Raw genomic sequence first — 14,447 nt, forward strand, 5'->3', positions numbered from 1 at the left:
ATTATAGACGTTCTGAAAAAAATTAATTATAACAAGAACAGTGTTCGTGCTACTATCTACGGTTATTTTTTGTACTAAGTACCCCTTTAACTAACAAGACAACAAAAAATAATTAATATATTAAAGTGAATAATGTTACTATTTTTCAAACCTAATCTAGAAGACACCGGAATTCTTTCGGCTTCATATTCCTTCATCAGCTCAAAATCAGCCTGATTATTAACATCTAACTTTCGTAAATCTTACTTTTTATCTATTTGACGTATCATATTTGAAACCTTCAAGCTGAAGCTACTTTCTTGCACCTTTTCAAAACCAAATTTAGGATAAAATTCTAACACCGTATCATTCGCGAATAAGTATATAAAATCATAATTCTTCTCGTATTTTTTAATGATATGATTCATTAATTTAGTCGCTAAACCTTGATGTCTATAATCCGGATGTGTCATCACTGTACCCAATTGAATTGCTTTATATTCCTTACCGTTAGAGATTACATTCATTTTATTAATAGATGTATTTGCGATGACTTTATCTCCATCCACATAAGAATAGCAAATATAGTTATCATTCCAACAGCCCCTGTCATACCATCCTTTAAAATCCAATTCAAATACATGTTTTGCAAGGTCATTAAAGCTTTCCTTATATTTTTCATTTTGCTTGTAGTCACTAATTAATTGATATTCATTCATGATAAATCCTCCATTTTTTATTATATTTCCCTAAAAAGAGTGTATATTTCTTACAACAATCTACTACTAAGTTTTCGTTAATCACCGCCTTATAATAGGTGTAACGGCATAGAAACATGCTTCCGGAATCAAAAAACGACAAAAAAAGACCACAAGAAGAAACATCTTCTCATGGTCAAATTTCTGTCTATTATAAATACACCTATCCCGAAAGAATAGATATCGTGAAATAACATGAAATTTTTTGATAAGATATAATGTCTTCTAACCGCTACTAGTAAAAGGGGATAACAAATAAAATCAAGGAATTATCCTTAATTTGATCTTTTACAGTATAAAATTCGTTTGAATTTTAATTAGCGATTAATAAGCTTCATCATATACAATCAAAACCTCTTTTCAATATAATTTCTTACTAAGAATATCTCCTTTGAAAACCGTTGTAAATGAAGACATAACAAAAAACAAGATTTATGTCCTTCTGTATCACCAAAATCGGTCGTTTTTGGTGATACAAAAAGACACATACTATTATTCTCGAAAACTACAGAAAAGTCCCTCCACCTTAAGGCAGAGGGACTTTCCAATTACTATTTCAAACTACCCGCAATCTCCGTAAAGATAACTCCAAGCGCATGTGCACCTGCATCAGGGTATCCTAAACTTCTTTCGCCAACTGTACCAGCGCGGCCCATGCGTGCTACGATTTCTTTCGTGTACTCTGCTCCTTTAACCGCTGCTTCTGCACCTTTTTCAAAGGCAGTTTTTACGTCTACTTCGTTTGAGGCGCTATCTAACCAAGAATCTACACATGGAGCAAGCGCGTCAACAAGTGTTTTATCACCAACTACTGCTCCTCTACCGAATGATCTTTCACCGATCGATTGGATGCCTTGCAGTGCCGCTTGTAACATTTCACCGAATTCTTTCACTGTTAGCTCACGTTTTTCGCCAGCTGCTTTACTAGCAGCGCGGAATGCACCGCCCCAAATTGGACCAGATGCGCCGCCGCAATGTTCCATAATAATCATGGAGCAACCGTCAAGGAATGATCCGATCGTTACGTTCTCTTGATCTACAATAGAATGCCATTCACGTTTTAATCGTTTAAATCCTTTTGCAACACTCATTCCGAAGTCACCATCACCAGCATGCGTATCTAGCTCACAGAACGGTACTTCATTTTTAATAATAACGTCGCTCATTTTATCAACGAGATAAATCATGTTGTTTAATGTAATGACATTATCTTTAATAACAGCGTGTTCTTCCGCCGTTTCTAGTTCAAATGAAACTTCCTTCTCTTCTGTTTCTTCAAGTACATTTACATACTCTACACTTTCAACTGGTCCATCTACTTTAAACGCTGGTGTATTACATTCTTTTGATAGTAATGTTTTTAACTCATCATCTAATTTCATTACAGTTAAAGACATACCAGCCATATCGATACTTGTCATATAATTACCGACGAATACTCTATTAATTTTAATGTTTCTTGCAGCTAGTTCTCTCGTAACGGCGTTGTTAAATAAGTAAAGTTCCTGCAGTGGTGTTCCGCCAAAACCGTTAACTAGAAGTGCAATTTCTTCGCCATCTTTTACTCCTAAATCTTTTACAAGATCATTTGTCATACGGTTAGCTAATTCATCAGCCGACAACATTTTTTCACGTTTAATTCCTGGTTCGCCGTGAATACCTACGCCGTATTCCATTTCATCTTCCGCAAGTGTGAAAGTAGGTGATCCGCTCGCTGGAACTGTACAAGACGTTAACGCTAAACCGATTGTGCGCACGTTAGCCGCTGCTTTTTCTGCGACAGCTTTTACCGCTCCTAAATCCATACCTGCTTCCGCTGCTGCGCCGGCAATTTTATGAACTAAAATAACTCCTGCAACGCCGCGGCGTCCTACTGTATACAGACTATCTTCTACCGCAATATCATCGTCCACTTTTACGTAGTCGACTTCAATTCCATCTTCCGTCGCTAAATGCGCACCATTTTTGAAATTCATAATATCGCCGCTATAATTTTTAATAATTAATAACGTACCTTTTTTACTAGCTGTTTCTTTAATTGCTTGGTATACCTGAATTTGTGAAGGTGACGCAAACACATCTCCGCACACCGCCGCATCTAACATTCCTTTTCCGACTAATCCTGCATGTGCCGGCTCATGGCCACTACCGCCGCCACTAATTAACGTTACTTTGTTTTCGTTCATTTCTTTCTTCTTAATAACTTTATATTTTTTCAAAAGTTCAAGCTCTGGGTGAGCCATAACCATTCCGTTACACATTTCCATTACTAATGTTTCTGGTTTGTTTATAATCTTTTTCATTGTGATTATCCCTCAATTCCTTTAATATATTGTGATATATTTGAAATCTTCTTCTTACTACTCATGTTAAAATGAAAGCGCTTTATAGTAAACGGACAAAATGGACAATCTGTCTAAAGACACCGCTCTCATTTATAGATAGGATTTTTATATTACTAACATTCTAGGGATGATTCAGATGACCTCTTCTATAATTTCTAAAAAGATAATCGCGAACTCATTGAAATATTTAATGGAAACAGAGTCGTTTCATAAAATATCAGTGAGCGATATTATGTTACACTGTCAAATGCGTAGGCAAACTTTTTATTATCATTTTAAAGATAAATTTGAACTATTAAGCTGGATTTATAGAGAAGAAACGAAAGAAAATATTATAGACTTTCTCGATTATGAAAAATGGGAAAACATTTTTGATTTATTATTTGATTACTTTTATGAAAATCAAAAATTTTACCGAAATGCTTTTAAAGTTATTGAGCAAAACTCGTTTAATCACTATTTATTTGAGCATACGAAAAACTTATATATGAAGATTATTGATGAACTATCTGTAAGCTGTGGATTCAGCCTTTCTGATGAGACAAAAAATACGATTGCCTCCTTTTATAGTCACGGCTTCGTTGGAACGATAAAAGATTGGATTGAAAGCAAGTGCGAAGTAGATCCTTCCATTATGTCTTCTCTTATGAAAAATATGATAAACAATCAATTACTACTATTACTTGAGCAATCAGCAAAGTAATTAAAGGGTGGCAAAAGCAATGAAAAAGATTATGAATGATGTACAAAATATCGTTCAAGATATGCTGCATGGCTTTTATTTTGAACATAACGACAAAGTAAATTACGACGAAACAAATAACATCATTTATGTAAAGGATATCGAAAAACTAAAGCAAAACGTCGCGATTATAAGCGGCGGTGGTAGCGGACATGAACCCGCTGATATTGGCTATGTAGGAAAAGGTATGCTTACAGCGGCAGTAAACGGCAGCATTTTCACTCCGCCTACAGTGGAACAAATTGTAGCGGCTACTCGCCTCATGCCAAAAGATAAAAGTATTTTATTCATCATTAAAAACTTTAAAGATGACGTTGAGAACTTTCTAGCGGCTGAGCAGATCGCTAAAGAAGAAGGAAGAAAAATTGACCATATCATCGTAAATGACGACGTTTCAATTGAAGATGATGCTTCTTTTAATAAAAGAAGACGCGGCGTCGCTGGTACTGTTTTCGTTCAAAAAATACTTGGTGCGGCCGCTCTTGAAGGCCATTCTTTAGAAGAACTAACAACACTTGGCCGTTCTATCACTGAAAACTTACACACATTAGGAGTTGCCCTTTCCCCTGCCAACGATCCAGTAAAAGGAAAAGCTTCATTCACATTAAATGACGATGAAGTGTTTTACGGCGTCGGCATTCACGGAGAAAAAGGATATCGTAAAGAAGCACTATCCTCTTCTGAAATATTAGCAATCGAACTAATGAACAAACTTAAAAGCATTTATCGCTGGAGAAAAGAAGACAACTTCGCTATCCTCATTAATGGACTCAGCGCAACTCCATTAATGGAACAATACATTTTCGCAAACGACATTCGCCGTTTGTGTGAACTGGAAGGATTGCAAGTCACATTCGTAAAGGTTGGTACACTGTTAACTTCTTTAGATATGAAGGGTGTTTCGCTTAGTTTGCTTAAGGTAGAGGATTTGGATTGGGTGAAGTGGTTGAAGGTGGATGTTAGAGTGGGTAATTGGTAAGTAAAAATTATGATGATAAAAGCCTTTAACTATAACAAGTTAAAGGCTTTTTACAAATTGAAATATCGCACGAGCGTTCAAAAGAAATTCGTAATTACCTCACTGGATGATTACAGGTCTTCCAAATAAAGCTGGATGATAAATTAACATTGCACCTACAAATGAACACACTAAACAAAAAACAGCCTCGTATTTTATGACTAAAGGAGAGTTCGTATCAAACTCTTTTTCCTCTCTTTTCAATATCAATTTAAATAACGCTGTATATAATACTTTATATAATACATACCCAACAATCGCTCCGAGGGTATTCGTAAATAAATCATCAATATCTGTAATTCTATTATTTAGTAATTGATTTAACTCAATTGCCAATGAAAAAAGGAATCCCGCGCATACGGTGTTTTTCATTTTTCTAAACTGCGGCCAAATAGTCGGTAATAAAAAGCCGAACGGCATAAACAGTACAATATTTAAAAGATACGTCGTACTACCTGCCGTATCAAATAGAGTCAAGTTGATTTGACTTACACGAATCCACGTTTCATATCTACTTATATCCCATACAGTCGCGATTTGCGTCACCTTATACACTAGCGAAAGATAGAATAGAAAAATATATACCCATAGAAAATGCCGAATAGATATGTTTCTTTTCGCTTTAAAATAAAATCTAATTTGAAACAAAATACAAAAAATTATAGTAAAAAAATACGTATACAAATAACTAATCAAAACTCCTGTATGCATGTGGAATCCCCTAACTTTACATTTTCATCTATTATTTAAGAACTGGTAATTTGTTCATATATTTAATCTTCTACTTTGTCTTCGGATATCAGGGATATACTAAAAATAAAAAATCCCCACTCCTTCATTTTCAGTCTCCTCCTTGATGTAACTTGTTTATAGGATAGGAAAAACTTTTAAAATAAAAAGTAGGGTAAATATAAAATTTTTCTTAAATTTTATGTTAGTTTTTATTATTACTCTTATTAGGAATCCGCTATTCGTTGTTAGGTAACGCCATGCTTACACCTATAAAGGTATTGAATTACTGAAGAATTCTGTCCTCAATATAACAGCAGATTCACATCAAAAATGTAAATCCTCATTTCCTTTGTATTTTCCTTTATTAAGTCTTTTTCTTATGAATAATTCTGCCACAATTAAATTAGGTACCCATGCTAACCAAGCAATAATAGCGTAACTAAGTTCAAACCGCTCTATTCCAAATAGAACGATAAACAACGGTAGCCAAATTCTTAATGTAACTGCTCCAAAGGTTAAAGAATAATTTCTAATCATCCAGTTCCGATGCTCTTTAATTTTTTTATTCTTAACTCTATGTAACGCTTGATATGCTGATACTAGCCAAAGTATGGATAACAAACCGAAACCTAGCTTCGCTACCAATCCTCCCGTAGCATAAAAGGATAGATATAGTCCAGAAACGCCTCCTAATAATATACCAACCATATAGATTCTCCCAACTATTCGATGACGGTTAATATTCCTTTCTCTAAATTTAGTGGATAATGTAAAAGGACCAATTACTAATGCTACTATACTAGTCGTAATATGTATAAATAACATACTATACCAGAACTCACTTAATTTAGATCCAAACATAAGCTTCGCTTTTACAAGTCCTGTTTGAAATCCATCCATAATAAAATACTGGACAACAATATAACTAGCTACTAAAAGAGCAAAAAAAGTGAATACAAACCAAATTTTTCTGTTCAAATTTTACTGCCTCCCCATTACATTCACGAAAATTAGATTATATATTACTGTTCATTCTCGGGAAAAATAAAAAAGCCTTCTAGCGAAATGAAGTGACCTCCGAAAAAGGGACATTTAATAGATTAAGATTTCCAAAAATAATGAATATATATGTTATATTGTTAGACGTACTGAAAAAGCTAAACAGTACAGCAATGGGGATTTTTCTAATGGATATGTTACAACAAGTAATAGATAAATTTAAAATGAGTAAACTCTTAAGTATATCATTCTATACTTGAGAGTTTACCCATCTATCCCTTCTCATCCCTCATACTGTAATACCCCAAATTAATAATAATCAAGAAATACCCACCCATAATTCCAGCTGCAAATGTCCACATGAATTCATGATGTTCAATTTCATACATAATAATCGCGCCGAGTATTGCGGCTGCGAACCGATTTATCATTCCGAGCATCGGTGCTTTTTCTTTTTTTACAATGCTATCTCCGAACTTTTCAATACGCCTTCCTAAAATCCAGGCGCAGTACATACTCACCAAAAGGCCAATGCTTATCCCGACAAACTGGGCTGAAAAAGGTGTCACGAGCCATCCCAATAACATTACGCCTAGCAAACAATACATTTGTATGTTGAATGATCTTAATGCCATACGAATCATGTTATTCTCCTTTATCTTTCTCATTGTAATTCCGTATTATCAATCCAATCTTTCAGAATCCAAGCTTTCAGCTATATCTTTTTTAAAATGAGGAAATTTGATTTTGCTCACCATTAAATACGCGAGTACGCTTGTACCAAATGCCACGGAAACTGGATTATTTAGGTGACATAAAATGAGGAGACACATCGCCGCGAATGGAATGGGCATTCCGATGAATGTTGGGAGTTTGCTTTGCTGTGTGTTAAATCTCGCAAGCCGAAGCATTCCGCAAATACTGTAAGCGAGCGCGCATATCATCCCGATAGACTGCAAATCTTTTAACGAAGCATTATATGCAAGAATAGATGGTGCCACACCAAAAGTAACTAAATCCGCAAATGAGTCCAGCTCTCCACCAATTTCTGAAACAGAATCAAGTTTCCGAGCGATCATGCCATCAAACAAATCAAGGACCATACCTGTAATAATGAACATAACTGCACCGTACATATCGTCAACGAAAACAGCATGAATAGCCAAAAGCCCACACACAAAATTTGCTATCGTAATCATATTTGGTATGTAACTCATCACATGCTTCTCCTCCTTTCTACTAATTGCTTCATCTAAGTTCTTACTCATTACAATCAAGATCCTTCTGCTTTTCTTCCAATATCACTTTATTTATTTTCGTTAACGTCTCTGTCATTTGCTGCAACGCTTCAATATCAATTTTCGAGAAATACTTCTCAATTAATACATCATCTAACTTCGACAATTGCTCCATATACTTACTACCGTTTGGACCAAGTGTAAGGAAATACTCCCTTTTATTATTCGGATTCACTTGTTTTGAAATCATCTGTTGCTTTTCCAATTTCGATAAAACTTGGCTCACCGCACTTTTCGTTATATTAAACGTATTCGCAATGTTATTTGCTGTCGTGTTTTCATTTAAATGAATATGAAATAGCATGCTCTCTTGCTGTCCAGTAAGACCAAACTCATCCTTTAAATCTTGAAATAGTAAAATGTAGAGTTCCGTGTAGGCTCGATTCATTTCATTAATTACTTCTTTATATGATCTCGTCATAGCGTTCTTCCTCCAGTCACGCTTTTATATAGTTTAGTTAACTTAACTAAACTATATTATACCTTTATGTTCGTGTAAAGGGAAATATAGCTCCGGACTTTATTCACAATGAAAAAAGAAGACATCCATTAAGATGTCTCCTTTTCATGTTGAAAAATACTAACCGTTAATCAGCTGTTGCTTGAATTTATCTAAAACTTTCTTTCTCTCTTCATAATCTTCCGCATCAGCTTCTTCCCAAAGCTCAAGGTCAGCCCCTCGCTCAATTAATGCAATCGCATTGTTGCGAACTTCTTCTTGAAGACAACCTTTCTCCAATTGTATTGCCGCAAGACCAATGTATACTAAAGACATGACTTCTAAATCTTCCTCTATATCAAACTCATCTACATACTCTTCTAAAATGAGCTTAGTTGCTTCTTCTACATTATTACCTTCTTCTATATATTCAATAAACTGCTCTTTCACATCACAAGTCGTATCATCATCAAATAATCCAGTTCCCCAAGCGCCCATATGCTACAGCTCCTTCTTTGTGCTTTTTTCATTCCTATTTCAATCTTAAATATAGTAAAAGTTCATTACAAGACTAGTTATATACATCATTATATTTTACAATTACTGTAGGTAACTTACATATTTCACCACATGTATCACTCTGAATAATCAAACATAAATATTGATAAAATTCCATATAGACCCATTAATGGTTAAAATGTTATAATAGAACTACCCTACATAGTTACTCATATTTAACTTGAGGAACTAGCGTCTTATTAAGCAATGCGCATAAATTAGATAAAAAAGACACTTTTTACAGTGTCTTTTTTATTTATATTCTCATGGAAAATATCTCTTTTATACACAAAATCTATTAACTGAAGAAGGAGACTATCATATGGAGCATCCTCTAGCAAGAGAACTACGTAACATACGTATATGCCTTATTATCTTGATCATTGTCATTGCATTTTGGGATCGTGAAAGAGTGGTAGAAATCAATGATCATGGCAGCAGTTCTGCCCCAAATATTAGCAATATGACCCAAATCGGTGAAAATACATTTGCACATAAAGATGACTTTGGTCAAATTAAAATATTTAAGTTTAACCCTGATACAAACGATATTTCACTCATTAAAGAATTTAATGCTGATGAATATTAATGAAATACAAAAGGACCTGCTCACATTCATGCGTCAAACATAAAGTAAATGGAATCCGTTAAAAAACACGAGTGACCCCTTGTTTTCCCCTCTTATTAAAGGAGGAACTATTATGGGATTTGGTGGTAATTGCGGCGGAGGCTGCGGTTTTGCTGGAGGATTTGCATTATTAGTTGTGTTATTCATTTTATTAATCATCGTTGGAGCTTCTTGCTTCTGCTAACAAACTATTGGAAAAGACACTCTTATATGGGTGTCTTTTCTTTGTAAACGAAAGAGTATGAGAAGTGGAGCCTTTAGCCATAATTATGACTAAAGGCTTTTTGTATACAACTTAAAAAGGAGCTGACTTTATGGAGCATAATAAAAACGGGATGCTTGCTTTAATCGTTTTGTTTGTAGGACTAGCATTTTTTGTTATCGGTATGGTTTATCATTTATGGGGAACGGTTTAAAAATAAATAATAATTCATTTAAGAAAAAGTACTCGTACGAGTACTTTTTTAAATGTTATATAAAAACATTCTAAACTTACTTACATGCATACAATCATCAATTATAGTTATATAATTGGGAAGGTTGTAAATTATCAATCTATATCTATATTGATTAGGAAAGGAGCTAAAAATGTTAGAAATCATTTTTGTTGCTGTATTACTTTTATCTAGTATCATTCCCATCTTTATCAAAAGGGGTTTGACGAAAAAAAATGGAGTCCTTTTACTAATAAATTATGCATTATTATTTGCCACCATCATTGTAATTGGTGCAAACTGGCGTATGATTCCCGCCTATTTCTTATTGTTCGTTTTAACATTACAAGTTTTTTTGAAACCAAAAACTACAGCCGTTTCTAAAAAGTTAGTGATGAAAGTTTTAAAAGGTTTAGGAATTATCGTAACTGCTATCGCAATGTTTACATTACCTTTACTTTTTCCGATCATAACACTCCCGGAGCCTACTGGAAAATATACAGTAGGAACGAAAGCTTTTCATTTAATTGATACAAATCGAAAAGAAACAACTGTACCAAATAGTCAGGGAAATCGTGAGTTAATGATACAAGTATACTATCCTGCCACAAAAGGATCAGGGAAGCCTTCTGCCTATTTTGAGAACATAAACGAGCTGGCTGAACAATTGGCAGTAACAAACGGTGCTCCATATATCGTAACGACACATTTAGGGCTGACAAAAACACATTCTTATCAGAATGCTAAGCCACTTCAAGATAAAGAAAAATTCCCCCTCCTTTTATTCGGCCATGGGATGGGATTATATGGTCAACAAAATACATTCCAGTTAGAGGAATTAGCTAGTCAAGGCTATGTAGTAATCGCTCTTAATTTCACAGGATATGCAGCAACAACGATTTTCCCTAATGGAAACCGTGTAGACTCTATACCAATTGAATATACACCTACCGCCTTAAATACCATAGTTCAAAAATGGGAACAGGATACTACTTTTGTTTTAAATGAAGTAATAGAAGGCAATTTCGATAAAAGTTTTAAAACTATTGCAGACTTAATTGACTATGACAAAATTGGAATGTTCGGTCACTCTTTTGGTGGAGCAACTGCCGCACAAATGTTAGTGAAGGATACGCGTATTAAAGCTGCAATTGATATGGATGGCGGATTATATGGCGATCCACTACCTAAAGACGGTCCTCAAAAACCATTCATGTTGATGAATGCTGAAGCTACGATTCGTTTTATGAAAGAGGCTGAGAATCCAAAGACAACCGGAATCCAAAATGAATTATTGGAAATAGTCTATTCAAGAAATAAAACTATTGAAAAACCGGGCGTGTACACAGTGGTAATTCCAAAAACAAACCATACTAGTTTTACAGATTTAGCAGCATTTTCACCTATTATTAATGAACCTGGCGAAGATGTAGCCACAAACTATAAACTGATTAATAAACTAGTAACTAACTTTTTCGATCAAACTTTAAAAGGCAAAAGCGAAAATCATTTAGAAGAAATTCAGAAACAATACCCTGAACTTCCTCTCATTAAACACAAATAACTATTTTCCTAGTTATGTAACCCCTCCTTATGCTTGAGGGGTTTCTACTTTAACACAATTATAAAAAGGCCCCATTATTGGGGCTCTTAAAAAATAATAAGAATAAATGAATTAAAACAAATAACAGACAACTAAAATATATACGCTTAACATTATATAATCTATATATTTATGTAAAATTACATAAATATATAGATTATTATACGCTATACTAAAATAGGAGTCGACAATCGTTATTTTCTTCTTATTTTTAAAGCAATATGGATATACCTTCTTAACTCATTTGGATTGGATAAGAAAAGAAGACAGCTTAATTGATGTCTTCTTTTTTTATAGTTTTATGAATTTTTTTGAGCAGATGCTCTCCAATCACGAAAAGATGTTGGGCGTCCAGAAAAAGCTCTTTGCTTTGTAACAGATGGTTTTTCTTCAGGAGTCATTGTTTTTTCTTTAAGCGTCGCTGGTTTTTCTTTAAGCGTCACTGATTTTTCTTCAAGAATGGTCACAGCTGTTTGCATTTTCTCTAACTGTTCTTTCAACAATTGTTGTTCAATCTTTAAATCCGTAAGTAAACGTAAAATCATCTCAGAATTAGCCATAAGATCCTCCTTCCCCCAATACACAGAATAAAATACAATATGTAGAAGACGAAATGCCGGTGACAAAAATAAGGTCGTCAACTCTTTTTAACTTCTAAAATCCTTTTATTTTTTTAAGGACCTGCTCCATTCATCCTTAAAAACATAAAGTAAATTAAATCCATTAATAAATGGTCTTTATGGAAGGAGGAGTTAATATGGGCTATGGCGGTAGTTGTGGTGGAGGCTGTGGTTTCGGCGGCGGATTTGCCTTACTTGTTGTGCTCTTCATCTTATTAATCATCGTTGGCGCTAGCTGTTGGGGCGGCGGATTCGGCTGCTAAGGAGAGGCACTCTTGAGAGTGTCTTTTTTTTAATATGTGACTCGTATACATATTAAAAAAAATTTCCGTTCTAGAAGTACTATAATATTAGCTTAACATGTCAGTTCCCCCTAATTAATAGGTGGTTCTAGCCTATAGAATTCTTTTAAATATAAAATGAAACTATATTTCTCAATGAATAAAACAATTTAACATGGTAAAATAATATTTGGATGGGAGTCCAATATATTATTAAAATTAAGATGGTTCAAGTCGAAGGAAGGCACCTTAGGGTGTCTTTTCTTTTTTATAAATAATTATAAATTAAAATTGCAAAGGATGCTTACTACTTACAAGGAACATTTTCTTCCGTACAACTATTTATTTGAAACTAATTACTATTATAAATATAAAGAAGTTATGGATAAAGTAGTGAGGTAAATAAAACAAAATATAGATTTAATTCCTGTTTCTCAACGAGGTACCACCAGCATTTTCAAAAAAATAGCTAAGCAAAAAAAATAATCAGCTGTCCATATGGACAGCTGATTTACATCATTACATTTCTATTATTTATCTTACCACTTGTACAGATACTGGTTTCCACCCCTGATTTTCTACCCAATCAATATTAACCTTATATTTTTTATTATTTTGCTTATCTCGTACATTACCGTAGGCTTTATTATTACCATTATTCCCAATAAAATCGAAAATCAATTGGCTCTCTGGAACATCAACAGCATAAGAAATTGCTTTTTTCATCTCACTCCAATCTACTGTTCCTTCTTTAAATTTCATTTCAGGTTTTGCTCCTTGCTCGGTACCAATTGGCTTCCAAGAAGGATTAGTTTGAGAACCCTTTTCTTGAGATGCCGTTTTTTCTTCCTCATTATTTTCAGTTCCGTTCGTTTTTACCGATTTTTCTGTTTTTGATTTCTCTTCTAGCTGTGCTGCCTCTTTATCTTCATTTTTCTTCTCTTCTATCTTTGCTGTTTCTTTATCTTCAGTTTTCTTCTCTTCTATCTTTGCTGTTTCTTTATCTTCAGTTTTCTTTTCTTCTATCTTTGCTGTTTCTTTATCTTCAGTTTTCTTCTCTTCTATCTTTGTTACTTTCTTTTCTTGAGCAATTGCTTTCGTTGATGTATTAGAAGGGGTAAACAATTGGTATGTCACTATACCAACTGTCACTAATACCAAAGTAAATGCAATATTAAAAATTGCCTTTTGACGACGATTCTGTTGTTTTTCTTGAAATCTGCTTACTTGTCCCATTCTTCAAACCTCCGTGTTTACTTTCTCCTCTACTCTTTATGTATTATCCCTAAAATTCTTAATATTTTTATTAAACAATAGAAATAAACTACACTTTCCATACAGGATTTCATATCATAATAAAATTTGTGTTTTTTCAAGTATCTGACATATGTTATTCAAAATAGTTTAATACATTAAAAATAGATAAGCTTCTGCACTTAAGAAACTTTCAATTTTATTCAAAGGTGATTCCCATTATGTCCATATTAGATCTCCTGTAGAAAGCTTTTTAACAATTAAACCTCTTCTTCCCTTATTTATAATTTTTAAATTAAATTTCCCTCTATAGTATAATAAAGATGTTTCGTTTTCTAATGGGGTATGTCGTAAAATCAAAAGGGATTTTATCTCTTTTACCTTCTTTTCAGAGTAAATTTCACCACTAGGAAATTCTATTATTCCTAATGTAATCTTTAATTCGCTCTCATCGAAAGGCCACTCCTTATTAAGTTCCCTTATCTTTTGTATAAAGCTTCTTTTGGTTTGTCCTATATATAGCAATGTTACACTCTTAGCACATACTCTAGAGATTGCAAATATCCCCTTCTTAGAAGCTTCTTCCCTATTATAAAAATCATTTATACTATACATTCCATACCATTTAATATGTACTGTTTCTATGAATCTCACCTCATTTTTAGACAATATTATAATTTCTGAATGTTCAAATTATAATGGGCGCATAGTCCTGATTACTTGAATTATAAATTGTGCTTTTCAATAATACATTTTATT

Annotated in this window: 17 protein-coding genes; 6 read left to right on the top strand and 11 right to left on the bottom strand. The window is 33.7% G+C overall.

Going from position 1 to position 14,447, the window contains the following annotated elements; translation table 11 throughout:
- Positions 1–242 precede the first annotated feature (242 nt).
- Positions 243–698, bottom strand: a complete 456-nt coding sequence (locus tag GBN78_RS23995) for a GNAT family N-acetyltransferase (RefSeq protein ID WP_076775411.1) — start codon at positions 696–698, stop codon at positions 243–245.
- Positions 699–1,288: 590 nt separating this feature from the next.
- Positions 1,289–3,040 carry a dihydroxyacetone kinase subunit DhaK gene (dhaK, locus tag GBN78_RS24000; RefSeq protein WP_070183580.1) on the bottom strand — a complete coding sequence of 584 codons (1,752 nt, stop codon included), beginning with the start codon at positions 3,038–3,040 and terminating at the stop codon, positions 1,289–1,291.
- A gap of 178 nt (positions 3,041–3,218) precedes the next feature.
- On the opposite strand from dhaK, the gene dhaS reads away from it, so the two are divergent.
- Both dhaS and dhaQ read left to right on the top strand, forming a co-directional pair.
- Entirely contained in the window at positions 3,219–3,785 is a 567-nt protein-coding gene (dhaS, locus tag GBN78_RS24010; protein WP_000204212.1) for a dihydroxyacetone kinase transcriptional activator DhaS, read from the top strand.
- Positions 3,786–3,804: 19 nt separating this feature from the next.
- Positions 3,805–4,803, top strand: coding sequence for a DhaKLM operon coactivator DhaQ (gene dhaQ, locus GBN78_RS24015; protein WP_152127764.1), 999 nt, complete (start codon positions 3,805–3,807; stop codon positions 4,801–4,803).
- Positions 4,804–4,902: 99 nt separating this feature from the next.
- Here dhaQ and GBN78_RS24020 read toward each other — a convergent pair whose 3' ends face one another.
- The 6 genes from GBN78_RS24020 to GBN78_RS24045 all read right to left on the bottom strand — a co-directional run bounded on the left by GBN78_RS24020 (position 4,903) and on the right by GBN78_RS24045 (position 8,808).
- Positions 4,903–5,553: a VanZ family protein gene (locus GBN78_RS24020; RefSeq protein ID WP_003312683.1), complete on the bottom strand. Its 651-nt coding sequence runs from the start codon at positions 5,551–5,553 to the stop codon at positions 4,903–4,905.
- A 345-nt stretch (positions 5,554–5,898) separates the two neighbouring features.
- Positions 5,899–6,552: a DUF2306 domain-containing protein gene (locus tag GBN78_RS24025; RefSeq protein WP_070183578.1), complete on the bottom strand. Its 654-nt coding sequence runs from the start codon at positions 6,550–6,552 to the stop codon at positions 5,899–5,901.
- A 293-nt stretch (positions 6,553–6,845) separates the two neighbouring features.
- Positions 6,846–7,217, bottom strand: a complete 372-nt coding sequence (locus GBN78_RS24030) for an ATP synthase subunit I (protein ID WP_000620606.1) — start codon at positions 7,215–7,217, stop codon at positions 6,846–6,848.
- 39 nt (positions 7,218–7,256) lie between these two features.
- The gene (gene pssA / locus GBN78_RS24035) at positions 7,257–7,841 is read right to left on the bottom strand and encodes a CDP-diacylglycerol--serine O-phosphatidyltransferase (protein ID WP_000042018.1); all 585 of its coding nucleotides are present in this window, start codon (positions 7,839–7,841) and stop codon (positions 7,257–7,259) included.
- A complete protein-coding gene (locus GBN78_RS24040) occupies positions 7,834–8,292 on the bottom strand; it encodes a MarR family winged helix-turn-helix transcriptional regulator (RefSeq protein ID WP_000198626.1) in 459 nt (152 codons plus the stop codon). The genes pssA and GBN78_RS24040 overlap by 8 nt, the downstream gene beginning before the upstream one ends.
- Positions 8,293–8,451: 159 nt before the next feature.
- Positions 8,452–8,808, bottom strand: coding sequence for a DUF4259 domain-containing protein (locus GBN78_RS24045; RefSeq protein WP_000501494.1), 357 nt, complete (start codon positions 8,806–8,808; stop codon positions 8,452–8,454).
- 382 nt (positions 8,809–9,190) lie between these two features.
- On the opposite strand from GBN78_RS24045, the gene GBN78_RS24050 reads away from it, so the two are divergent.
- The 3 genes from GBN78_RS24050 to GBN78_RS24060 all read left to right on the top strand — a co-directional run bounded on the left by GBN78_RS24050 (position 9,191) and on the right by GBN78_RS24060 (position 11,494).
- Entirely contained in the window at positions 9,191–9,457 is a 267-nt protein-coding gene (locus GBN78_RS24050; protein WP_000400949.1) for a YmzC family protein, read from the top strand.
- Between the two features lie 112 nt (positions 9,458–9,569).
- A complete protein-coding gene (locus GBN78_RS24055) occupies positions 9,570–9,680 on the top strand; it encodes a YjcZ family sporulation protein (RefSeq protein WP_076775409.1) in 111 nt (36 codons plus the stop codon).
- Positions 9,681–10,084: 404 nt separating this feature from the next.
- Complete coding sequence (locus GBN78_RS24060; protein ID WP_000889700.1) at positions 10,085–11,494, top strand: alpha/beta hydrolase family protein; 1,410 nt, start codon at positions 10,085–10,087, stop codon at positions 11,492–11,494.
- 338 nt (positions 11,495–11,832) lie between these two features.
- Here the strand turns inward: GBN78_RS24060 and GBN78_RS24065 are convergent, their stop codons facing one another.
- Positions 11,833–12,093: a hypothetical protein gene (locus GBN78_RS24065; RefSeq protein WP_000013693.1), complete on the bottom strand. Its 261-nt coding sequence runs from the start codon at positions 12,091–12,093 to the stop codon at positions 11,833–11,835.
- A gap of 197 nt (positions 12,094–12,290) precedes the next feature.
- On the opposite strand from GBN78_RS24065, the gene GBN78_RS24070 reads away from it, so the two are divergent.
- Positions 12,291–12,416 carry a YjcZ family sporulation protein gene (locus GBN78_RS24070; RefSeq protein ID WP_000540377.1) on the top strand — a complete coding sequence of 42 codons (126 nt, stop codon included), beginning with the start codon at positions 12,291–12,293 and terminating at the stop codon, positions 12,414–12,416.
- 552 nt (positions 12,417–12,968) lie between these two features.
- Here the strand turns inward: GBN78_RS24070 and GBN78_RS24075 are convergent.
- Both GBN78_RS24075 and GBN78_RS24080 read right to left on the bottom strand, forming a co-directional pair.
- On the bottom strand, positions 12,969–13,670 hold the full coding sequence (locus tag GBN78_RS24075; RefSeq protein ID WP_063263979.1) for a YrrS family protein: 702 nt from the start codon (positions 13,668–13,670) through the stop codon (positions 12,969–12,971).
- Between the two features lie 237 nt (positions 13,671–13,907).
- A complete protein-coding gene (locus tag GBN78_RS24080; RefSeq protein ID WP_002100802.1) occupies positions 13,908–14,342 on the bottom strand; it encodes a hypothetical protein in 435 nt (144 codons plus the stop codon).
- Positions 14,343–14,447: the final 105 nt, after the last annotated feature.

Origin of the sequence: Bacillus sp. B2-WWTP-C-10-Post-4, from assembly GCF_009183805.1 — a bacterium.
Classification (GTDB): Bacteria; Bacillota; Bacilli; order Bacillales; family Bacillaceae_G; genus Bacillus_A; species Bacillus_A cereus.